The organism is Enterobacter sp. EC_50 (assembly GCF_019584525.1).
Lineage (GTDB): Bacteria > Pseudomonadota > Gammaproteobacteria > Enterobacterales > Enterobacteriaceae > Enterobacter > Enterobacter roggenkampii.
In genome coordinates this window covers 42,576-65,446 of sequence record NZ_VDAF01000007.1, presented here as the reverse complement: position 1 = coordinate 65,446, position 22,871 = coordinate 42,576, and the positions used below count along the sequence as shown (strand labels likewise).

At 56.7% G+C, this 22,871-nt stretch carries 19 protein-coding genes; 11 read left to right on the top strand and 8 right to left on the bottom strand.

What is annotated here, in order from left to right:
• The first annotated feature begins 216 nt into the window (after positions 1–216).
• Positions 217–2,457: an EAL domain-containing protein gene (locus FHC48_RS07855; RefSeq protein ID WP_059363998.1), complete on the top strand. Its 2,241-nt coding sequence runs from the start codon at positions 217–219 to the stop codon at positions 2,455–2,457.
• Between the two features lie 4 nt (positions 2,458–2,461).
• On the opposite strand, the gene ppx is transcribed toward FHC48_RS07855, so the two are convergent.
• The 4 genes from ppx to purM form a co-directional block, all read right to left on the bottom strand.
• Complete coding sequence (ppx, locus tag FHC48_RS07850; RefSeq protein WP_008501646.1) at positions 2,462–4,000, bottom strand: exopolyphosphatase; 1,539 nt, start codon at positions 3,998–4,000, stop codon at positions 2,462–2,464.
• 3 nt (positions 4,001–4,003) lie between these two features.
• The gene (gene ppk1 / locus FHC48_RS07845; protein WP_008501645.1) at positions 4,004–6,064 is read right to left on the bottom strand and encodes a polyphosphate kinase 1; all 2,061 of its coding nucleotides are present in this window, start codon (positions 6,062–6,064) and stop codon (positions 4,004–4,006) included.
• Positions 6,065–6,268: 204 nt separating this feature from the next.
• Positions 6,269–6,910, bottom strand: coding sequence for a phosphoribosylglycinamide formyltransferase (gene purN / locus FHC48_RS07840; protein ID WP_008501644.1), 642 nt, complete (start codon positions 6,908–6,910; stop codon positions 6,269–6,271).
• Positions 6,907–7,944, bottom strand: coding sequence for a phosphoribosylformylglycinamidine cyclo-ligase (purM, locus tag FHC48_RS07835; RefSeq protein WP_008501643.1), 1,038 nt, complete (start codon positions 7,942–7,944; stop codon positions 6,907–6,909). The genes purN and purM overlap by 4 nt, the downstream gene beginning before the upstream one ends.
• A gap of 266 nt (positions 7,945–8,210) precedes the next feature.
• Between purM and FHC48_RS07830 the strand changes: the two genes are divergently transcribed.
• The 4 genes from FHC48_RS07830 to FHC48_RS07815 all read left to right on the top strand — a co-directional run bounded on the left by FHC48_RS07830 (position 8,211) and on the right by FHC48_RS07815 (position 12,655).
• Complete coding sequence (locus FHC48_RS07830) at positions 8,211–9,641, top strand: 6-phospho-beta-glucosidase (RefSeq protein WP_008501642.1); 1,431 nt, start codon at positions 8,211–8,213, stop codon at positions 9,639–9,641.
• A 214-nt stretch (positions 9,642–9,855) separates the two neighbouring features.
• Positions 9,856–10,482, top strand: a complete 627-nt coding sequence (gene upp / locus FHC48_RS07825; protein WP_008501641.1) for a uracil phosphoribosyltransferase — start codon at positions 9,856–9,858, stop codon at positions 10,480–10,482.
• Positions 10,483–10,568: 86 nt separating this feature from the next.
• Entirely contained in the window at positions 10,569–11,858 is a 1,290-nt protein-coding gene (uraA, locus tag FHC48_RS07820; RefSeq protein WP_023294266.1) for a uracil permease, read from the top strand.
• 95 nt (positions 11,859–11,953) lie between these two features.
• A complete protein-coding gene (locus tag FHC48_RS07815; protein ID WP_213014348.1) occupies positions 11,954–12,655 on the top strand; it encodes a DnaA inactivator Hda in 702 nt (233 codons plus the stop codon).
• Between the two features lie 84 nt (positions 12,656–12,739).
• On the opposite strand, the gene arsC is transcribed toward FHC48_RS07815, so the two are convergent.
• Both arsC and bepA read right to left on the bottom strand, forming a co-directional pair.
• Entirely contained in the window at positions 12,740–13,096 is a 357-nt protein-coding gene (arsC, locus tag FHC48_RS07810) for an arsenate reductase (glutaredoxin) (protein WP_032652948.1), read from the bottom strand.
• 18 nt (positions 13,097–13,114) lie between these two features.
• Positions 13,115–14,578, bottom strand: a complete 1,464-nt coding sequence (gene bepA / locus FHC48_RS07805) for a beta-barrel assembly-enhancing protease (protein WP_021241809.1) — start codon at positions 14,576–14,578, stop codon at positions 13,115–13,117.
• 221 nt (positions 14,579–14,799) lie between these two features.
• On the opposite strand from bepA, the gene FHC48_RS07800 reads away from it, so the two are divergent.
• A complete protein-coding gene (locus FHC48_RS07800) occupies positions 14,800–15,864 on the top strand; it encodes an AI-2E family transporter (RefSeq protein WP_008501636.1) in 1,065 nt (354 codons plus the stop codon).
• A gap of 83 nt (positions 15,865–15,947) precedes the next feature.
• Here the strand turns inward: FHC48_RS07800 and bcp are convergent, their stop codons facing one another.
• Both bcp and FHC48_RS07790 read right to left on the bottom strand, forming a co-directional pair.
• The gene (gene bcp / locus FHC48_RS07795; protein WP_008501635.1) at positions 15,948–16,418 is read right to left on the bottom strand and encodes a thioredoxin-dependent thiol peroxidase; all 471 of its coding nucleotides are present in this window, start codon (positions 16,416–16,418) and stop codon (positions 15,948–15,950) included.
• Positions 16,418–16,987, bottom strand: a complete 570-nt coding sequence (locus FHC48_RS07790) for a glycine cleavage system transcriptional repressor (RefSeq protein WP_023325845.1) — start codon at positions 16,985–16,987, stop codon at positions 16,418–16,420. The genes bcp and FHC48_RS07790 overlap by 1 nt, the downstream gene beginning before the upstream one ends.
• Positions 16,988–17,132: 145 nt before the next feature.
• On the opposite strand from FHC48_RS07790, the gene dapA reads away from it, so the two are divergent.
• From dapA to FHC48_RS07765, 5 genes are all read left to right on the top strand, one after another.
• On the top strand, positions 17,133–18,011 hold the full coding sequence (gene dapA / locus FHC48_RS07785; RefSeq protein ID WP_008501633.1) for a 4-hydroxy-tetrahydrodipicolinate synthase: 879 nt from the start codon (positions 17,133–17,135) through the stop codon (positions 18,009–18,011).
• A gap of 16 nt (positions 18,012–18,027) precedes the next feature.
• Entirely contained in the window at positions 18,028–19,062 is a 1,035-nt protein-coding gene (gene bamC / locus FHC48_RS07780) for an outer membrane protein assembly factor BamC (RefSeq protein ID WP_008501632.1), read from the top strand.
• Between the two features lie 109 nt (positions 19,063–19,171).
• The gene (gene purC / locus FHC48_RS07775) at positions 19,172–19,885 is read left to right on the top strand and encodes a phosphoribosylaminoimidazolesuccinocarboxamide synthase (RefSeq protein ID WP_008501631.1); all 714 of its coding nucleotides are present in this window, start codon (positions 19,172–19,174) and stop codon (positions 19,883–19,885) included.
• Positions 19,886–20,005: 120 nt separating this feature from the next.
• The gene (locus tag FHC48_RS07770; RefSeq protein WP_008501630.1) at positions 20,006–20,875 is read left to right on the top strand and encodes a neutral zinc metallopeptidase; all 870 of its coding nucleotides are present in this window, start codon (positions 20,006–20,008) and stop codon (positions 20,873–20,875) included.
• A complete protein-coding gene (locus FHC48_RS07765; protein WP_059363994.1) occupies positions 20,875–22,821 on the top strand; it encodes a tRNA(Met) cytidine acetyltransferase TmcA in 1,947 nt (648 codons plus the stop codon). Before FHC48_RS07770 ends, FHC48_RS07765 begins: the two co-directional genes overlap by 1 nt.
• Positions 22,822–22,871: the final 50 nt, after the last annotated feature.

The following is a 22,871-nucleotide window of genomic DNA, read 5'->3' as shown; positions in this document are numbered from 1 at the left end:
ACCATATTGATAATATGAAGAAAATTATTTCACAAAATTCTTCTGCAAGGCTTATTTGCGTGAAATAGTTTGATTTAAGTCAACGGATTCCCGGCTCTGATATTTAAAATCCCTCCTCCACACTGTTCACTCTGCACGTCGCGGGGTGGCGCCAGGTCAGGTTGGATGCCTGTCTTTATCTTCCCTCTGGAGAAAAAGGGGTTTAACCGGGCATCTATGAAGATTTTCGCTTTTCTGAAAAACAATAAATACCGTTGGTGGGCATTGCCGCTACTATTACCGGTGGTTTTGCTTCCCGTGCTGAGCGTGGCAAATACGTTCACGCAGCTGGGGGACGGTATCGCGGCGCTTTATTATTTACCGCTCTCCTTTTTGCTCTCGCTGATGATGTTCTTTGGCCTGGAAGCCCTTCCCGGGATCGTGTTGTCGCTGTTTATCCGCTATTACCCGTCGGTCGGGATGTTCGAAACGGTTGCCGGGGTGCTCCATTTTATTGTCCCTTTAGTCCTCAGCTGGGGCGGCTACCGGGTGTTTGCGCCCAGACGCAATATGACGGCGTACGGCGACATCCGGCTGATGGCGCAGCGCATCTTCTGGCAGGTCATCTGCCCCGCGACGCTGTTTCTGGTGCTGTTTCAGTTTGCGGTGTATCTGGGCGTGTATGAGAGTCGCCAGAGCCTCGCGGGGTTGAACCCTCTTAACATTCGTACGCTCATTAACTACCAGGCGCTGCTGGTCAGCGGGCTGACGGGCGTGCCGTTGAGCTATCTGCTGATCCGCCTGATCCGTCATCCGCGCTATATCAAAAGTCTTCTCTCGCAGATCCGTTTCCAGATAGATAAAAAGGTGACGGCCGCGGAGTTTTTGCTTTGGGCGATTGCGCTTGGCGGGCTGCTGTCGCTGCTGCTGCTCCCGATAAATGAAAACAGCTCCATCTTCACCACTAACTATACCCTGTCGCTGCTGATGCCGGTGATGCTCTGGGGCGCGATGCGTTTTGGCTATAAGCTGATTTCGCTGATCTGGACCCCGATACTGCTGGTGTCCATTCACTATTTTTACCGCTATATCCCAGTGAACGCGGGGTACGATATTCAGCTGGCGATCACCTCTTCCAGTTACCTGGTCTTTTCGTTTGTGGTGATTTATATGTCGATGCTGGCGACCCGGCAGCGCGCGGTGAACAAACACGCCCGCAGGCTGGCACTGCTCGATCCGGTTGTCCATATGCCTAACCTGCGGGCGCTGTCGCGCGATCTGGCGAAGAATCCGTGGTCGGCGCTATGCCTGCTGCGCATTCCGGAGCTGGAAATTCTGGGCCGAAATTACGGCGTGCAGCTGCGTATTCAGTACAAACAGCAGCTGGCGCAGTGGGTTAACGCTACGCTCCAGCCCAATGAGCAGGTGTATCACCTCACCGGATATGACATGGCGGTGCGGCTCAACGCGGAATCGCACCAGCAGCGGATTGACGCCCTGGACGAGCATATCAAGCAGTTCCGCTTTGTCTGGGACGGCATGCCGCTGCAGCCGCAGGTTGGCGTAAGCTACTGCTATGTCCGGTCCCCGGTTAACCATCTTTATCTGGTGCTGGGGGAGCTGGCGGTGGTGGCCGATCTGTCACTCTCCTCTAATCACCCGGAAAATCTTCAGCAGCGCGGTGCCGTCCATTTGCAGCGCAGCCTGAAGGATAAAGTCGCGATGATGAGCCGCCTGCAGAAGGCGCTCGACAACGACGAATTCATCCTGCTGGTTCAACCCGTTCGCGGCCTGCGTGGCGATTGCTATCACGAAGTCCTGCTGCGGATGCCGGACACCAATGGGATACTGATCTCCCCCGATCAGTTCCTGCCTGTCGCGCAGGAGTTTGGTTTGTCCTCCCGGGTGGATCTGTGGGTGCTTGAGCATACGCTGCGCTTCCTGGCCGCGCATCGGGAAAGACTGCCCGGCCAGCGCTTTGCTATTAATCTGGCGCCTTCAACAGTGTGCCGGGTGCAGTTCCCGCTTGAGGTGAGCCGCGTGCTGGCGAAATACGCTATTGAGCCGTGGCAGCTGATCTTTGAAGTGACGGAGTGCAGCAACTTCTGCAACGCCGAGCAGGCGCAGCATATCCTCAGTCAGCTGCAGAAAATGGGGGTACGCATTGCGATTGATGATTTTGGTACCGGCTATGCAAGCTACGCGCGGCTAAAAAGCGTGGACGCGGATATTCTTAAAATCGACGGCGACTTCATCCGAAATATCGTCAACAACAGCCTGGATTATCAGATTGTGGCGTCTATCTGCCATCTGGCGCGCATGAAAAAGATGCTGGTGGTGGCGGAATATGTCGAGACCGAAGAGATACGTAGCGCGGTTCACGCGCTAGGTATCGATTATGTGCAGGGCTATCTGATTGGCAGACCGGCACCGCTTGAGTCACTGCTGGAAACAGAGGCGTCCTGCGCGGACGCCTGAACCGTTACGCGGCGACGTCGGCGCTCTCTTCCTCGATTTTGAGCAGCCAGCCGGTGACCGCTTCCCAGTACTGCTGCTCCTTTTCCAGGTCCAGCAGGACCAGCGCGTTCTGGCTGAACCAGTCGTGCGGGAAGCTCAGCGTCCAGTGATGGTCGTCGGTTTTCAGCTTCAGCGTGGGCGGCGTGGTGGTCGCCTGACGCTGGTTATTGAGCAGCACGCCCAGACGCAGGAGCTGAATCAGCGGCAGGAACTGCTTTTTCTTAAACAGCGTGAAGCGCGGCAGGTCGTCGAGCTTGATGGCTTTGCGGTGATAGCGCACCAGGGTCGCCATCATGGTTTGCTGCTCCTGGTTGAAGCCAGGCAGATCGCTGTTTTGCAAAATATAGGCCGAATGGCGGTGCATCCCGCTATGGTTGATGTTCAGCCCCACCTCGTGCAGCATCGCGGCCCATTTCAGCAGCGCGGCAAGCTGCGGGTGCGCCAGCTTCGGATTCTGCTCTTCCCACTGTTCATACATCTGCACCGTGGTGTCCAGCACACGCTTCGCCTGCTCGCGGTCGATGTTGTACTGGTTGGCCAGGCTTTGCGCGGTGCGGCTGCGAATATCCTGATGGCGGAAGCGGCCTTCCATTTCGTACAGCACGCCTTCGCGCAGCGCGCCGTCGGACAGGCGCAGCTCTTTAATGGCCAGCGCATCAAACACGCCGCAGAGAATGGCCAGCCCCGGCACGAAGACCGCCTTACGCTCGTCGGAAAGCCCCGGCAGGCTTAAGGCGTCAAAACTTTTATGCTTCAGCACTTCGTCGGTCAGCAGCGTCAGGCGTTCGGGCGTGATGAACCCGTCTTTTTCACCCATTGCCAGCAGCACTTCATGCGCCGCCTTGATGGTGCCCGACGCGCCCAGCGCCACGTTCCAGCCCTGAATACGGTACTGCCAGGCCAGGTTTTCCAGCTTCTGGACTGCAGCCATACGTGCACGCTGGAAGTTCTCGCGGGTGATGGTGCCGCCCGGGAAATACATCTGCGCGAAGCTGACGCAGCCCATACGGCGGCTTTCCACCAGGCGAGGCTCAAAGTCTTCGCCGATCACCAGCTCTGTAGAACCGCCGCCGATGTCGATCACCAGCTTGCGCCCTTTTTCCGGCTGGGTGTGCTCGACGCCCATGAAAATCAGACGCGCTTCCTCGTTACCGGAGATGATCTCAATCGGGTAGGGGATCACCTTTTCGGCCCGCTTGAGAAACTCTGGCGCATTCAGCGCCTGGCGCAGGGTGTGGGTGCCCACGATGCATACGCTGGAGGGCGAGAAGCCCTGCAGGCGTTCAGCAAACAGCGACAGGCAGTTTAACCCGCGCTCCATCGCCTCTTCGCTGAGCATGCTGCGTTCATCAAGGCCATCCGCCAGGTGTACGCGCTGCTTCAGACGACCGATGATCTGCAGCGCGCCATCCACCTCACGGGCGATGACCATGTGGAAACTGTTAGAGCCAAGATCGACCGCGGCGAATTCCTGCGGGCGTGGGGTCTTATCATTTATCGGCATAGGTTAATCGGGTTGCTCGAGTGATTTGATATAGTCGTAAATCGCCAGTTGCGACCGCACTTTACGGCGGTTGCCGCGCGGTACATAGCGGTTACTGAGTTCTTTGTCGATATAGCGCGCCTTCACCGTATCGCTGAACAGGATCTCGATAATGTCGAGAATACGCTGTTTCAGACGTGGATCCAGCAGCGGGGTTGCGACTTCAATTCGGTAGTCAATATTGCGCGTCATCCAGTCTGCCGAAGAGAGATAGACCTGTTTGTCGCCTGCATTATCGAAAATATAGACCCGATCGTGTTCCAGGTAACGGTCAACAATGCTGATCACCCGAATATTGTCGCTGATGCCTTCCAGTTCCGGGATCAGCGAGCACATGCCGCGGATCAGCAGGTTAACCGGTACGCCAGAGCTGGACGCGGCGTACAGCCTGTCCACCAGTCCTTTGTCGACCAGATTGTTAAGCTTCAGGGTGATGCCGGACGACAGCCCTTTCTGGGCATTGGCAATCTCTTTATCAATCATATCGTACAGCAGACGGCGCGAGTTCTGCGGCGAGACCAGCAGATAGTCGAAGCTGACAGGGCGGTACGGGTTCTCAATGAAGTTAAAGACCCGGCGTACCTCGTTGGTGATGCGCGCATCGGCGGTCAGCAGCGAGTAGTCGGTATAAATCCGCGCCGTTTTCTCGTTAAAGTTCCCGGTACCGATGTGGGCATAGCGCACCACGTCGTCGCCCTCTTTACGGGAGATCAGGAACAGCTTGGCGTGAATTTTCAGACCCGGCGCGGAGAAGATCACGTGCACGCCCGCTTCCGTCAGACGGCGCGCCCAGTGAATGTTCGCCTCTTCGTCGAAGCGCGCCTGCAGCTCAACCACCACGGTCACTTTTTTGCCGTTGTGCGCGGCGTGGATCATCGCATCGATGATGCGGGAATCTTTTGCCACGCGGTAGATGTTGATTTTGATCGCCAGCACGCTCGGGTCGAACGAGGCCTGTCGCAGCAGCTCCAGCACGTGTTCAAACGTGTGATACGGATAGTAGAGCAGAACATCGCGCTCGCGAATGGCGTCGAACCCGTTGCGGAATTTATCAAACCACAGATGGCGCAGGCGCGGCAGCGGCTTGTTCACCAGATTGGCCTTGCCGACGTTCGGGAAGCCAATGAAGTCTTTAAAGTTGTGGTAACGGCCGCCCGGCACGATGGAGTCATAGCGCGAAATGGTCAGCTTCTCGCGCAGCATTTCTACCATGGCGTCCGGCATATCGCGCTGATAAACAAAGCGCACCGGCTCAGCCGTCAGGCGTTGTTTCAGGCTGGAGGACATCAGCTCCATCAGGCTGGCCTCCATCTCGTGCACCAGGTCATATTCGGCGTCACGGGTCATCTTCATCGAGTAGGCGTTTAACGCATCGTAATCGAAGAAGCCTTTGAAAATGTCGTCGAGACAGTAGCGCAGGATGTTATCCAGCAGGATCATCGGCTTACGTCTGCGCGGGGTTTCCGGCGGCAGGTTCACGAAGCGCGGGACCTTGTCGGACGGGATCTCCAGCAGCGCGTAGCGAATGGATTCACCGCGAATAATTTCTACGGCCAGATAGGTGTAGTCATCTTTCAGGAACTGCACCAGGTCGGTTTCGCGGTTGATGAGAATCGGGGTAATGTGCTGGCGCAGGTACTGTTTAAAATAGTGGCGCAGCCAGTTTTGTTGGTTAACGGAAAGCTGACGTTCGTTAATCAGGAAGATTTGATTGCGCGCCATCTCCAGCAGCAGTTCGTTATACAGGCCGTCAAATTCCTGATCGGCTTTCAACACGCGGGACTGGATTTTGCCCAGCAGATGCCGCGAGTGAGAGTTTAAGCCCTGTTCTTCGCTGATGATGATCCGTCTTTTCAGCTCGGCAAAGCGAACCTTGTAGAACTCATCCAGGTTGTTGGAATAGATGCCCAAAAAACGCATGCGTTCGATCAGCGGGTTACTTTTGTCAGCCGCTTCCTGGAGTACACGTTCGTTAAATGCTAACCAGCTTAGCTCTTTCTCGATATATAACTTTTCCTGACCCATTACAGCTCACACTCCAGTTCAATCACAGGACGTGGTAAATCCGTCTCGTCCTTATTATGGCGAGCATTTCCACGATATGTCCAACAGTGCCAGAAAAGTATGACAGTTATTTTTTTTGTTGGGGAATTTAGAAGGTTGGAGAAGGGAATATCGGGTAATGCAAGGTAGATGTCGGGTAAGCGCGGCGCCACCCGACATAACAAACTACTCTTCCGCCGCATGGCCCTGCGGGGGTAACTTCACGCCATCCAGCCAGGCAGCGCCGTCGCGCATTTCGAGGCGCCCGTCGACAAACCAGCTTACCACCAGCGGGTAAATGGCGTGTTCCTGGGTCTGCACGCGTTCGGTCACGTCTTCTTCGCTGTCGCCGTCAAAGACCGGGACTTTGGCCTGCAGGATCACCGGACCGCCGTCCAGCTCGTCGGTCACGAAATGCACGGAGGTGCCGTGCTCCTCATCGCCGTTTTCCAGAACCTGACGATGGGTGTGCAGGCCGGGATATTTCGGCAGAAGAGAAGGGTGAATATTCAGCAGACGTCCGGCGTAGTGTGCGACAAAAGCCGGGCTCAGAATGCGCATATAGCCCGCCAGCACCACCACGTCCGGTGCGTAGGCATCAATCTCCTGAACCAGCTCGCGGTCAAAGGCTTCACGCCCGGCGAACTGGCTGGCTTCCAGCGCGTGCGCGGGAATGTTCGCTTCCCGCGCGCGCTCAAGGCCGAACGCGTCGGCCTTGTTGCTGAATACTGCCCGAATGGTGCCGTTGATTTTCTTCTGTTTGCAGGCTTCAATGATGGCCTGCAAATTGCTTCCGTTGCCGGAAATGAGCACCACGATGTTTTTCATTCAATGACCACACGCTGTTCGGAATCGGAGGCTTTAATCGTACCGATTTTCCACGCGTTTTCACCTTTTTCGGTCAGCAGTTTAACCGCTTTATCCGCTTCGCTTGCTGGCAGGGCGATAACCATGCCCACGCCGCAGTTAAAGGTGCGGTACATTTCGTGAGAGCTCACGTTGCCTGCGGTCTGCAGCCAGTTAAAGACCGCTGGCCACTGCCATGAGGATTCGTCGATTACGGCCTGGGTGTTGTCCGGCAGCACGCGCGGGATGTTTTCCCAGAAGCCGCCGCCGGTCAGGTGGGCGATAGCGTGCACGTCAACGTTCTCAATCAGTTCCAGCACGTTTTTCACGTAGATGCGGGTCGGTGCCAGCAGATGGTCTGCCAGCGGTTTACCGTCAAGCTCGGTGGTCAGCGGGTCGCAGCCGCTCACTTCGAGGATTTTACGCACCAGGGAGTAGCCGTTGGAGTGTGGGCCGCTGGAAGCCAGCGCGATCAGCACATCGCCATCCGCCACTTTGCTGCCGTCGATAATTTCTGATTTTTCTACTACGCCGACGCAGAAGCCCGCGACGTCATAATCTTCGCCGTGATACATACCCGGCATTTCAGCGGTTTCGCCGCCGACCAGCGCACAGCCGGACTGCAGACAGCCTTCGGCGATACCGTTAATGACGCTGGCCGCGGTATCCACGTCCAGTTTGCCGGTCGCGTAGTAATCGAGGAAGAACAGCGGCTCTGCGCCCTGAACCACCAGGTCATTCACACACATCGCGACCAGATCGATACCGATCGTGTCGTGACGTTTTAAATCCATCGCCAGGCGCAGCTTGGTGCCTACACCGTCAGTACCCGAGACCAGAACAGGTTCACGATATTTTTGCGGCAGCGCGCACAGTGCGCCGAATCCACCCAGACCACCCATCACTTCCGGGCGGCGGGTTTTTTTCACCACACCTTTGATTCGGTCAACCAGCGCATTACCTGCGTCAATATCAACACCGGCATCTTTGTAGCTGAGAGAAGTTTTGTTGGTCACGGCTCAAGTCCCCACGCGATTGCATAGCTAGTAAGAAAAATCGGCGCAATTCTAACAGTCCAGGCAAACGTTTGCGAGCCTATTCTCGGTGCGGGGATCTTTTTTTCTCTCTGGCTTAGGCAGGGCGACAAACTTGACTCTGTTCACGAAAATGAAACCGGTTTCGGCGTTCTGCTTGCAACGGCTATCCCCTTTGCACATCATCGAACTGAAACCGGTTTCTGTAATTGTTTTTGCAGAAAATAACGCAGAATGAGGGAAAGCAAATGTCAGGATTTAAAGCAGATTTTCTGTGGGGGGGTGCCGTTGCGGCGCATCAGCTTGAGGGCGGCTGGAAAGAGGGCGGCAAGGGCGTTAGCGTTGCCGATGTGATGACGGCGGGCGCGCACGGCGTACCGCGCGAAATCACCAACGGCGTGCTTGAGGGGAAAAATTACCCTAACCATGAAGCCATCGATTTCTACCACCGCTATAAAGAAGACATCAAACTCTTTGCTGAGATGGGGTTCAAATGCTTCCGTACCTCCATCGCCTGGACGCGTATCTTCCCGAAAGGGGACGAGCTTGAGCCGAACGAGGCCGGTCTGAAATTCTATGACGATCTGTTCGACGAGTGCCTGAAGTACGGCATCGAACCGGTGATTACGCTTTCCCACTTTGAGATGCCTTTTCACCTGGTCACGGAATACGGCGGCTGGCGCAACCGTAAGCTGATCGACTTCTTTGTGCGTTTTGCGAAAGTGGTTTTCCAGCGCTATCAGCATAAAGTGAAGTACTGGATGACCTTTAACGAGATCAACAACCAGGCCAACTTCCATGAAGATTTTGCGCCGTTTACCAACTCCGGGCTGAAGTACGCGCCGGGTGAAGATCGTGAGCCGGTGATGTTCCAGGCCGCGCACTATGAACTGGTGGCCAGCGCCCTGGCGGTGAAGGCGGGGCGCGAGATTAACCCGTCCCTGCAGATCGGCTGCATGATTGCCATGTGCCCCATCTACCCGCTGACCTGCGCGCCGGACGACATGATGATGGCGATGAACGCCATGCACCGCCGCTACTGGTTCACCGACGTCCATGTGCGCGGCAAGTATCCGCAGCATCTGCTCAACTACTTTGAACGTCGCGGCTTCGCGCTGGATATCACCGAAGAAGATAAAGTCGCGCTGACGCAGGGCTGCGTGGATTACATCGGGTTTAGCTATTATATGTCCTTCGCCACCAAGGCGACGGCGGACAACCCGCAGCTGGACTATGACGAGAGCAAGAGCCTGGTCTCTAACCCGTACGTGCAGAAATCTGACTGGGGCTGGCAGATTGACCCGGTGGGGCTGCGCTACTCCCTCAACTGGTTCTGGGATCACTACCAGCTGCCGCTGTTTATCGTTGAAAACGGCTTTGGCGCAATCGACGTGCAGGAGAGCGACGGCACCGTGAACGATCAGTACCGCATTGACTACCTGGCCGCCCACATCCGCGAGATGAAAAAAGCGGTGGTGGAAGACGGAGTGGATCTGATGGGTTACACCCCGTGGGGCTGCATCGACCTCGTATCTGCCGGTACCGGTGAAATGAAAAAACGCTACGGCTTTATCTTTGTCGATAAAGACAATGAAGGCAACGGCACGCTGAACCGCAGCAAGAAAAAGTCGTTCGACTGGTATAAGCAGGTGATTGCGAGCAACGGCGAGCAGCTATAATTGCCCGGTGGCGCTGCGCTTACCGGGCCTACGGGACGTGTAGGCCGGGTAAGCGTTAGCGCCACCCGGCAGAACCCGCACCCAAGCCGGAGCCCAGCCTCTGGCTTTTTTGTTTTTGATTGATGTACATCAAGCAACATGGGTATGGCCTAATCCGAAAAAAGCGGTATAATCCCGCGATTTTTTTGCGGATGCCATTCAGAGGAGAAAGAGAATGAAGATTGTGGAAGTGAAACACCCACTCGTTAAACACAAGTTGGGCCTGATGCGTGAGCATGACATCAGCACGAAGCGTTTTCGCGAACTGGCCTCTGAAGTCGGCAGCCTGCTGACTTACGAAGCGACCTCCGATCTGGAGACAGAAAAAGTCACCATCGAAGGCTGGAACGGTCCGGTACAGGTTGAGCAGATCAAAGGTAAGAAAATTACCGTTGTGCCAATCCTGCGTGCCGGTCTCGGCATGATGGAAGGCGTGCTGGAGCATGTGCCAAGCGCGCGCATCAGCGTGGTGGGGATCTACCGTAACGAAGAAACCCTCGAGCCGGTTCCTTACTTCCAGAAGCTGGTGTCCAACATCGACGAGCGTATGGCGCTGGTGGTTGACCCGATGCTGGCAACCGGCGGTTCAATGATTGCCACTATCGACCTGCTGAAAAAAGCGGGCTGCAGCAGCATTAAAGTGCTGGTGCTGGTTGCGGCACCAGAAGGGATCGCGGCACTGGAAAAAGCGCACCCGGACGTTGAGCTGTATACCGCCTCTATCGACCAGGGCCTGAACGAGCACGGGTACATCATCCCGGGGCTCGGCGATGCCGGCGATAAGATCTTTGGTACGAAATAATCGAATAACGATAAATAAGCCGACTTTGATAGTCGGCTTTTTTTTGAATAAAACACCAACAACGATACTACTCAGAGGAAAACACTATGACGCGCCGTGCTATCGGGGTGAGTGAAAGACCGCCGCTTTTACAGACTATCCCGCTTAGTTTGCAGCACCTGTTCGCCATGTTTGGCGCAACCGTGCTGGTGCCAATCCTGTTCCACATTAACCCGGCAACCGTGCTGCTGTTCAACGGCATCGGTACGCTGCTGTACCTCTTTATCTGTAAAGGCAAAATCCCGGCGTATCTCGGGTCGAGCTTCGCCTTTATCTCTCCGGTGTTATTGTTGCTGCCGCTGGGTTATGAGGTCGCGCTGGGCGGCTTTATCATGTGTGGCGTGCTGTTCTGCCTGGTCTCCTTCATCGTGAAGAAAGCCGGTACCGGCTGGCTGGACGTGATGTTCCCCCCTGCGGCGATGGGCGCCATCGTGGCCGTCATCGGTCTTGAGCTGGCGGGCGTGGCGGCGAACATGGCCGGCCTGCTGCCAGCAGACGGCCAGTCGCCGGATTCCAAAACCATTATCATCTCGCTGGTGACCCTGGGCGTAACGGTCTTTGGCTCCGTGCTGTTCCGCGGCTTTATGGCGATTATCCCGATCCTGATCGGCGTGCTGGCGGGCTATGCGCTCTCCTTTATGATGGGCGTGGTGGATACCACCCCGATTGCGCAGGCGCACTGGTTCGCGCTGCCTACCTTCTATACGCCGCGCTTCGAATGGTTTGCGATTTTCACCATTCTGCCTGCGGCGCTGGTGGTGATTGCAGAGCACGTCGGCCACCTGGTGGTGACGGCAAACATTGTCAAACGTGACCTGATCCGCGACCCGGGCCTCCACCGTTCCATGTTTGCGAACGGTTTCTCCACCATCATTTCCGGTTTCTTTGGATCTACGCCAAACACCACCTACGGTGAAAATATTGGCGTGATGGCGATTACCCGCGTCTACAGTACCTGGGTTATCGGCGGCGCGGCGATCATCGCCATTCTGCTCTCCTGCGTCGGCAAGCTGGCGGCAGCGATTCAGATCATCCCGGTGCCGGTGATGGGCGGCGTGTCTCTGCTGCTGTACGGGGTCATCGGTGCCTCCGGTATTCGCGTGCTGATTGAATCCAAAGTGGATTACAGCAAAGCGCAGAACCTGATCCTGACGTCGGTGATCCTGATTATCGGCGTGAGCGGCGCGAAGGTGCACATCGGGGCGGCCGAGCTGAAAGGCATGGCGCTGGCGACCATCGTCGGCGTGGGCCTGAGCCTCATTTTCAAGCTGATCTCCGTGATCCGCCCGGAAGAGGTGGTGCTGGACGCTGACGAAAGCGAAAAAGCGTCACAGTGATCCTTTAACCGGGCGGACGATCCGCCCGGTTCTCTCCTTGCAGGTTCCGTGTTAAACTCCATGCCGATTTTATGTCAGATCTGGTTGAGGTACTTCTGAACGGACCGGCACAGCTCTCTCTGCCACTCTATCTCCCTGACGACGAAACGTTTGCAAGTTTCTGGCCGGGTGATAACCCCTCTTTACTGGCTGCACTGCAAAACGTGCTGCGTCAGGAACACAGCGGATACATCTATATCTGGTCACGCGAAGGTGCGGGGCGCAGCCATCTGCTGCATGCCGCCTGTGCGGAGCTTTCTGCGCGCGGTGATGCGGTAGGCTACGTGCCGCTGGATAAACGAACCTGGTTTGTCCCTGACGTGCTGGAGGGGATGGAACATCTCTCCCTGGTCTGCATCGATAACATCGAATGCGTGGCAGGGGATGAGCCGTGGGAAATGGCGATCTTTAACCTCTACAACCGCATTCTGGAATCGGGCAAAACCCGGCTGCTGATCACTGGCGATCGCCCGCCTCGGCAGCTGAATCTGGGCCTGCCGGATCTGGCGTCTCGCCTGGACTGGGGACAAATCTACAAGCTCCAGCCGCTGTCGGATGAAGATAAGCTTCAGGCGCTACAGCTGCGTGCAAAGCAGCGTGGGTTTGAGCTGCCGGAAGACGTGGGCCGTTTCCTGCTGAAGCGGCTGGACCGCGAAATGCGCACGCTGTTCGACACGCTGGATCAGCTCGATCGCGCCTCGATTACCGCCCAGCGCAAGCTGACCATTCCGTTTGTGAAAGATATTCTGAAGTTATAGTTGTGCCGGGTGCCGGCTGCGCCTTACCCGGCCTACATATGGCACCCGTAGGCCCGGTAAGCGCAGCGCCACCGGGCGAAACCATCAGAGGATCTCGAGCACGTCTTCCGGCGGGCGTCCAATGCGCGCCTGGCCGTTCGCCACCACAATCGGGCGCTCAATCAGCTTTGGATTTTCAACCATCGCCTGTATCAGCCGCTCCTCGGAGAGACGGTCGTCATTCAGGTTAAGCGACGTATACAGATCTTCTTTCTTGCGCATCAAATCCCGTGCACTGCCCATGCCCAGCATATGCAGCAGCTGGCGGAGGGTTTGCGCGTCCGGTGGGGTGTCGAGGTACAGCACCACCTCCGGCTCCACGCCGTTAGACTTCAGCAGGCTCAGGGTATCGCGGCTCTTGGAGCAGCGCGGGTTGTGATAAATTTTTACGGCGTCGGTCATGACGTGAATTCTCCTTGATTACATCTTCTCGTACGGCTTGAAGCGCTGCTGCAGGCCGCGAAGCTGATCGATACGCGCGTCGTATCGGGCCTGCTGGAGGCTGCCGAGTTTGACCTGCGAGCTGGCGCTGCTGAGCGCGGAAATGGCCTGATCGAGGCGGCCCACCAGGGCAAAGCCTTCGGCACGCGCCGCGAGCTCCTGGTCGCGGTTGCCAAGCTGGGCTTCCGCCTGAGCGAGCAGATCCCAGCCGTTTTGATCGTCTTTATTGTTAAAGGTGTAACGGTTCAGGATGGTCGCCGCTTCACCCGGCTGGCCGCCCTGCAGGTAAGCGTTCGCCAGGTTAAGCTGCAGCACCGGGTTGGTGCGGACGTCTTTCGCCCCTTTCAGGCGGTTAATTGCATCGGCAGGCTTCTTCTGCCCCAGATCGATATCCGTCGACAGATCGAGGTACCACGGGTTGTTCGGGTCGGCAGCCAGAAGCGGTTGCAGCGCTTTACGCGCCTCGTCGTATTTGCTGGCTTCCATCGCCTGGAGCGCCTGACCATACTGCGCGGCGTTTTTCTCACGCACGTTGCCTTTCGCCAGGGCATCCAGCAGGTCGCTGGTGAGCTGGTTACGCCCGGAATTGTACATCCCCAGCGTTCTCACTTTCGCCATGTAGAAATCCTGCGAAGACTGGACCACGACCGGGCGCATCTGGTTGGCACGGTTACGCGCGTCCGACAGACGGCTTTCAGGCAGCGGGTGCGTGAGCAAAATTTCCGGTGGACGGGAAGAATAACGCGCCTGATCGAGCAGTTTTTCGAGGAAGCTCGGCATGGCCTGCGGGTCAAAGCCTGAGCGCTGTAACACCTGAATGCCGATACGGTCCGCTTCCTGCTCATTTTGTTGGGTAAAGCTGATCATCCCCTGGCGCGTTCCGGCCAGCGTACCGGTCAGCGCCGCCATCCCGGCCTGCGGGCTGGCCATCGCCAGCAGAATGGAACCCAGTGCGCCCACCCAGGTGAGGGGAGCGTTACGTTTCTGGTCTTCCATCGCACGCGCCAGGTGCCGCTGGGTGACGTGCGAAATTTCGTGCGCCATGACCGAGGCCAGCTGGCTTTCGTTGTCCGAATAACGGAATAACGCCGAATGCAGCACCACGTTACCGCCAAAGAAGGCGAAGGCGTTGATTTCGTCATTATTGATTAAATAGAAATGGAAGGGGGTTTTTACCGAGTCGGCGTGCGCCACCAGGCGCATTCCCAGCCCGTTTATGTACTGTACCAGCAAAGGGTCGTTAATCAGCGGGGCGCTGCCGCGCAGCTGGCGGACATAGTAGTCGCCCATTTGCATCTCTTGCCCGATAGAGAGCGTGCTTCCTGCCGTGGTGCCCATGTCCGGCAATGTATCGGACGAGTCAGCAAAAGCGGGCAACACCTGACCGACCGTCACCGCGGCAATCAGTGTTGCAACCAGTGTTTTTCTCAACTGCCTGAACATAACCACTGTCCTGTATGTTAGATGTGCTAGTTTGACCGATGAACCGGCATATCGTTCATCTCTGCTGCCATGGGAGTGTAGCCGTGTTGTAGCATGAAGAAAATCCCATTCATCAGGCTTTTGCGGATTGCGATCGGGATACAAAAAGCGAAAGTCTTTTTTGTGACAGTTAGATACAATTCACCCTCTCACTCCCGCCATTCGATTCAGGGAAGGGTTGTATGCTCGAAATGTTAATGCAGTGGTACCGGCGTCGGTTCAGCGACCCGGAAGCCATTGCTTTGTTGGTTATTCTGGTCGCCGGGTTCGGTATCCTGTTCTTCTTCAGCGGCCTGCTCGCCCCTCTGCTGGTAGCGATTGTGCTGGCGTACCTGCTGGAGTGGCCAACGGCGCGCCTGGAGAATATTGGGTGTTCCCGCCGCTGGGCGACCAGCATCGTGCTGGTGCTGTTTGTCGGCATTCTCCTGTTGATGGCCTTTGTGGTGATGCCGGTAGCCTGGCAACAGGGAATTAACCTGATCCGCGATATGCCCGGCATGCTGAATAAGCTTTCTGATTTCGCCGCCACGCTGCCGCGCCGTTATCCTGCGCTGATGGATGCCGGGATTATCGACGCGATGGCCGAAAATATGCGCGCCCGCATCATGACGATGGGCGATTCGGTGGTGAAGTACTCTCTGGCGTCCCTGGTCGGACTGCTGACGCTGGCGGTTTACCTTGTCCTCGTGCCGCTGATGGTCTTCTTCCTGGTGAAAGATAAAGACCAGATGCTCAACGCCGTACGCCGTATTCTGCCGCGCAACCGCGGGCTGGCGGGGCAGGTCTGGGAAGAGATGAACCAGCAGATCACCAACTACATTCGCGGCAAGGTGCTGGAGATGATTGTGGTGGGGGTCGCCACCTGGATTGGCTTCCTGATTTTCGGCCTGAACTACTCGCTGCTGCTGGCCGTGCTGGTCGGATTTTCGGTTTTGATCCCCTACATCGGCGCGTTTGTGGTGACCATTCCGGTGGTTGGCGTGGCGTTGTTCCAGTTTGGGCTGGGTACCGAGTTCTGGAGCTGCTTCGCGGTGTATCTGATTATTCAGGGGCTGGACGGTAACCTGCTTGTACCGGTGCTGTTCTCCGAAGCGGTGAACCTGCATCCGCTGGTGATTATCTTATCGGTGGTGATTTTCGGCGGGCTGTGGGGATTCTGGGGCGTGTTCTTCGCCATTCCGCTGGCGACGCTGATTAAAGCGGTCGTCCACGCGTGGCCGGATGTGCCGGCGGTAGAAGAGCAGTAAGTTTTGCCGGGTGGCGCTGCGCTTACCCGGCCTATTTATCCTTGTAGGTCGGGTAAGGCGAAGCCGCCACCCGACACTCACTTTCAGGCACTTTCTTTCAGCCAGTTCAACACCACGTCGTGGTGGTTGCTGGTTTTGAAGTCGTCAAACACGTGTTCAACTTTACCGTCGGCGTCAATCAGGAAGCTGATGCGGTGAATACCGTCGTAGGTTTTACCCATAAACGTCTTCTCGCCCCAGACGCCGAACTGCTCGCATACCTGATGATCTTCGTCAGAAAGCAGCGTGAAGTTCAGCAGCTCTTTTTCAGCAAATCGTGACAGCTTTTCTGGTTTATCGGTGCTGATACCCAGCACTTCCACGCCGACTTTTTTCAACTCATCCATGTTATCGCGTAAGCCGCAGGCCTGTACGGTGCAGCCGGGGGTCATGGCTTTCGGGTAGAAATAGACCAGAACACGCTGTCCCTGGAAGTCGGTCAAATTTACTTGCTCGCCGTCTTGATCCGGTAAGCTAAATTTCGGTGCGATGTCACCGGCTTTCAGTGGATTCATTACTCAACTCCATCCTGTTCGTGCTGCGAATAATTGACGACGCTTATACTGCCCTGCGCGTTTAATTCTGTACAGAGGGCTTTGAACGCTTGCTCGATATTTGACGCATCCTGTGATGCAGGACTGTGCGCGGTAATTTGAATAAATAGCGTGGGAACCGTGCTTGCGTCGCCCGGCTGTGTGCGGGAAACGAGCTCGGCGATGTTCATCTGATGGCTGTCAAACAGCGCGGTGAAGCGCTCTATCAGATGTGGAGAATCAGGCACTTCAACCTGCACCCAGACGGTAGAAGGCATGGCCGGGCGAGGGCGCGCGGTGGTGCGCTTCATGACGATCAGCAAATCCAGCTCGGCACCTTTCAGCGGCAGGGTCGATTCAATCAACGTGATGGCGTTCCATGTCCCTGAAAGCAACATAATGAATGTGAACTCTTCGCCGAGCATGGCCAGACGGCTGTCTTCAATATTACAGCCGCAACTGCTTACGTGGCGGGTGATGGTGTTCACGATACCCGGCCTGTCGGCACCCAGCGCAGTGATAACCAGGTAATGTTGTGATGAGGTTGTCAAACCTGTTCTTCCTTTGCATGGTTAAGTCTTCCTAAGGAAAGCATAAAAAAAACATGCATACAACCGCCTGAGGGCCTCAGGTCGCTTGCTTTTATTACAGTTCCAAACGTACCATTGAGACTCTTGTTCGCACAGAGGATGGCTCATGTTCACGGGAAGTATTGTCGCGCTTGTAACACCGATGGATGAAAAAGGTAACGTCTGCCGGTCTAGCATGAAGAAGCTGATTGATTACCATGTCGCCAATGGAACCTCGGCGATCGTTTCGGTAGGGACTACCGGTGAATCTGCAACGCTGAGCCACGACGAGCACGGCGATGTGGTTATGCTGACCCTGGAACTGGCTGACGGACGTATTCCGGTCATCGCGGGCACAGGCGCGAATGCCACCGCAGAAGCGATCAGCCTGACTAAACGTTTTAACGACAGCGGCATTGTCGGCTGTCTGACGGTGACCCCTTACTATAACCGTCCTACTCAGGAAGGTTTGTTCCAGCACTTCAAAGCCATCGCTGAACATACTGACTTGCCACAAATTCTGTATAATGTGCCGTCCCGTACCGGTTGCGATATGCTGCCGGAAACCGTTGGTCGTCTCTCGGAAGTCAAAAATATTATCGGTATTAAAGAGGCGACAGGGAACTTAAGCCGCGTTCATCAGATCAAAGAGCTGGTTTCAGACGACTTTATCCTGTTGAGCGGTGATGATGCGACCGCGCTGGACTTTATGCAGCTCGGTGGTCATGGCGTGATCTCCGTAACGGCAAACGTTGCGGCGCGCGACATGGCTGAAATGTGCAAACTGGCCGCGGCCGGTCACTTTGATGAAGCGCGTGTCATAAATCAGCGTCTGATGCCGCTGCACAATAAATTATTTGTCGAACCCAATCCGATCCCAGTGAAATGGGCATGTAAGGAGTTGGGGCTTGTAGCAACCGACACGCTGCGTCTGCCAATGACACCGATTACCGACCACGGTCGTGATATCGTCAGGGCAGCGCTGAAGCATGCCGGTTTGCTGTAAAGTTTAGGGAGATTTGATGGCTTATTCAGTACAGAAGTCGCGCCTGGCGAAGGTTGCGAGTGTTTCGCTTGTTATGCTGCTCGCTGCCTGTAGTTCAGACTCGCGCTACAAGCGCCAGGTGAGCGGTGATGAATCCTATCTGGATGCGACCCCGCTTGCTGAACTTCACGCACCGGCTGGTATGATCCTGCCGATTCAGAACGGCGATTATAATATTCCCGTGACCAACGGCAGCGGCCTGGTCGGTAAAGCGCTTGATATTCGTCCACCAGCACAGCCTCTGGCGCTGGTGAGCGGGGCGCGTACCCAGTTCACCGGTGATACGGCGTCTCTGATGGTTGAGAGCGCGCGCGGTAGCACCCTGTGGCCGCAGGTTGTCAGCGTCATTCAGGCGAAGAACTACACCATCGATAAACGCGATGATGCCAGCCAGACGTTAACCACCGACTGGATCGAATGGAACCGTCTGGATGAAGACCAGCAGTACCGCGGTCGTTATCAAGTCTCCGTTAAACCACAGGGTTATCAGCAGGCGGTTAACGTTAAGCTGTTGAACCTGGAGCAGGCGGGTAAACCGGTTGCGGATGCCGCATCCCTGCAGCGTTACAGCACCGAAATGCTGAACGTGATTGCCGCAGGCCTGGATAAAAACGCGACCGATGCTGCCAACGCCGCGCAGAGCCGCAACGGTGTGACCTTCGATGTCCAGAGCGGCGCGGATGATACCGGCCTGCCAATGCTGGTGGTGCGTGCACCGTTTAACCAGACCTGGCAGCGTCTGCCAGCGACGCTGGAAAAAGTGGGCATGAAAGTGACCGACAGCACCCGCTCAACCGGCAGCATGACGGCAACCTATAAGCCGCTCTCCGACAGCGCGTGGCAGGAACTGGGCGCGAAAGATCCTCAGCTTGCCTCCGGTGACTACAAGATTCAGGTCGGTGACCTTGATAACCGCAGTAGCCTGCAGTTTATCGATCCAAAAGGTCACACGCTGACCCAGTCGCAGAACGATGCGCTGGTCGCTGTTTTCCAGGCAGCATTCAGCAAATAAATACGAGGGCTGGTGAATCCAGCCCTTTTTATTTTCGTGCTACGCAAACGTGTGCGTGGCATAATATCCCCAGTTTTGAACACAAATCATCACACCAGGAGTAATGAAGATGCAGAAGCAAGCTGAGTTGTATCGTGGCAAAGCGAAGACCGTATACAGCACGGAAAACCCGGATCTGTTGGTGCTCGAGTTCCGCAATGATACGTCAGCAGGGGATGGCGCGCGCATTGAGCAGTTCGATCGTAAAGGCATGGTGAACAACAAGTTCAACCACTTCATTATGACCAAACTGGCCGAAGCGGGTATCCCGACTCAGATGGAAGCGTTGCTGTCCGATACGGAATGTCTGGTGAAAAAACTGGATATGGTTCCGGTTGAGTGCGTTATTCGTAACCGTGCGGCGGGCTCCCTGGTGAAGCGTCTGGGCATTGAAGAAGGTATCGAACTGAATCCACCGCTGTTCGATCTGTTCCTGAAAAACGATGCCATGCACGACCCGATGGTCAATGATTCCTACTGCGAAACCTTCGGCTGGGTGAACAAAGAGAACCTGGCGCGCATGAAAGAGCTGACCTACAAAGCCAACGACGTGCTGAAAAAATTGTTTGATGACGCGGGCCTGATCCTCGTTGACTTCAAGCTGGAGTTTGGTCTGTTCAAAGGCGAAGTGGTGCTGGGCGATGAGTTCTCACCGGACGGTAGCCGCCTGTGGGACAAAGAAACCCTGGATAAAATGGACAAAGACCGTTTCCGTCAGAGCCTGGGTGGCCTGATTGAAGCGTACGAAGCGGTTGCTCACCGTTTAGGCGTTAAGCTCGACTAACTCCCTCACTTGCCAAAGGATGTTCGCATCCTTTGGCGTCTTACCTTTGTTTCCTATGGTAATCTTGCCGTTAACCGCCTACGATCATAGCTATTATAAATGGAATAGTTAGAGGTGGTTATGCGCTGGCAAGGGCGTCGTGAAAGTGACAATGTAGAAGACAGACGCAGTGATGGCGGCGGCGGTCCTTCCATGGGCGGACCGGGCTTCCGGTTACCCAGCGGCAAGGGCGGTATCATTCTGCTGATTGTGGTGCTGGTCGCGGGCTATTACGGCGTCGATCTCACCGGGTTAATGACCGGTCAGCCGCTGCAACAGCAGCAGCATTCTCAGCGCTCCATCAGCCCGAATGAAGATGAAGCGGCCAAATTTACCTCCGTGATCCTCGCCACAACGGAAGACACATGGGGTCAGCTGTTTGAGAAGATGGGGCGTACCTACCAGCAGCCGAAACTGGTGATGTACCGGGGCGCAACCCGCACCGGATGCGGCACCGGGCAGTCCGTGATGGGGCCGTTCTACTGCCCGGCGGACGGCACCGTCTATATCGATCTCTCTTTTTACGATGACATGAAACGCAAGCTTGGCGCTGACGGCGATTTTGCCCAGGGCTACGTGATCGCGCATGAAGTCGGCCATCACGTGCAAAAGCTGCTGGGAATTGAGCCAAAAGTGCGCCAGCTGCAGCAAAATGCGTCGCAGGCTGACGTGAATCGCCTGTCCGTTAAAATGGAGCTGCAGGCGGACTGCTTCGCGGGCGTCTGGGGCCACAGCATGCAGCAGCAGGGCGTGCTGGAATCCGGCGATCTTGAGGAGGCGCTGAATGCCGCTCAGGCAATCGGTGACGACCGTCTTCAGCAGCAGAGCCAGGGGCGCGTCGTGCCGGACAGCTTCACTCACGGTACCTCGCAGCAGCGCTACAGCTGGTTTAAACGCGGTTTCGACAGCGGCGACCCGGCGCAGTGTAATACCTTCGGTAAAGCGATGTAATGCTGGCGTTTGAACAGCTGATACGCGAGCTTGAGCGCACCGGCCATCGTCGGCTGGTGGTGCTCAGCGGCGAGGCGCAGTGGACATTGAGTCAGGCGACTGACCTGCGTAATACCCTGCCGGGAGACTGGCTGTGGCTGGATGACAATCCCTCTAAAACCCTCAGCGGACTGCTGGGACGCGAATACCTTCACGCCGTTTTTGACGCGCGTGCCGGGTTTGACGTCTCAGCCTTCGCCGCGCTCAGCGGGACGCTGCGCGCCGGAAGCCTCCTGGTGCTGCTGGTTCCTCCGCTTGCTGACTGGGCCGACAGGCCAGACAGCGATTCTTTGCGCTGGAGCGACAGCGCGGAGCCGATCGCCACTCCACACTTTGTGCACCACTTCTGCCGGACGCTTGCCGCCGATTCGGATGCGATTGTCTGGCAGCAGCATCGTCCTTTGTCCGTTCCCGTTACGCCGGATTTACCCGACTGGCAGCCTGCCAGCGGCGCACCGCAGCGCGAGCAGGCGGAGATCCTCGACGCGCTTCTGACCATGCCTGCGGGCATCGCTGCCGTAACGGCACCGCGCGGGCGCGGAAAGTCAGCGCTGGCGGGGATGCTGCTCAATAGCATTCAGGGGAGTGCGGTGGTCACGGCACCGGCTAAAGGGGCAACGGATGTCATTGCGCGCTTTGCGGGCGAGCATTTCCACTTTATGGCCCCGGATGCGCTGCTGGCCTCCACGCTGCAGGCCGACTGGCTGATTGTCGATGAAGCGGCTGCCATCCCGGGTCCGCTGCTGGAGAAGCTGGTGACGCGCTTTTCGCGCGTATTATTAACCACCACGGTGCAGGGTTATGAAGGGACGGGCAGGGGGTTCCTGCTGAAGTTCTGCGCCCGTTTCAGCGAACTGCGGCATTATGCCTTATCGACCCCCATTCGCTGGGCCGCCGGATGTCCGCTTGAGCGGTTCGTGGCAAATGCTCTGTTATTTGATGATGCGCTTATCGATCGCAAACCGGAAGGTGAGGTTCGTATAACGCCGCTGGCGCCGCGGATGTGGGAGAGCGACCCGGCACGCGCGGCAAGCGTATATGAACTGCTGTGTGCTGCACACTACCGCACGTCACCACTCGATTTACGCCGGATGATGGACGCGCCCGGCCAGCACTTTGCTGTTGCAGAGACGGGGGCTGATATTGCAGGCGCGCTCTGGCTGGTGGAAGAGGGCGGGTTGTCACCGGAACTTAGCCGCGCCGTGTGGGCGGGATACCGGCGTCCACGCGGGAATCTCGTGGCGCAGTCGCTGGCGGCGCACGGCGGCTCTCCGCTCGCGGCGACGCTGAAAGGGCGACGGGTTAGCCGCATTGCGGTTCACCCCCTGCGCCAGCGGGAAGGCATCGGGCAACGGCTTATCCTTAGCGCCAGCGGGGAAGATTATCTGTCGGTGAGTTTTGGTTATACCGACGAGCTGTGGCGTTTCTGGCAGCGGTGCGGGTTTGTGCTGGTGCGGATGGGGAGCCATCGGGAAGCCAGCAGCGGCTGCTACACGGCGATGGCGCTGCTGCCGCTGAGCGAGGCCGGGCGTCGGCTGTGCGCGCAGGAACATCACCGTTTATGCCGGGATATGCGCGTCCTGTCGGCCTGGAACGGTGAAAAGATCCCGGTGGACGACGGCTGGGAAGCTACCCTTAATAGTGATGACTGGCGGGAGCTGGCGGGGTTTGCTTTTGCCCATCGCGCGTTTTCAACCTCGGTTGCCGCGCTGACGCGGTTGTTGCTCAATGTTGATATGCCGCTTCCGGCCCTGCGGGGGAAACTAGCAGGGAAAACGGATGAGCTCGGGCGAAAAGCGTTGCTGGCAAAGCTGCGCTCTGAAACCGCGCAAGCGCTTGAAACCGTTGATTATCCGCGCTGCCAGCAGTTGAAGGAAGCCATTTTGCAATGGCAATTTTTTCAATGACTTCTTCAGTAAAGTGGCATGGTCATTCCCGCCGGGAGGCGTAGAATCCA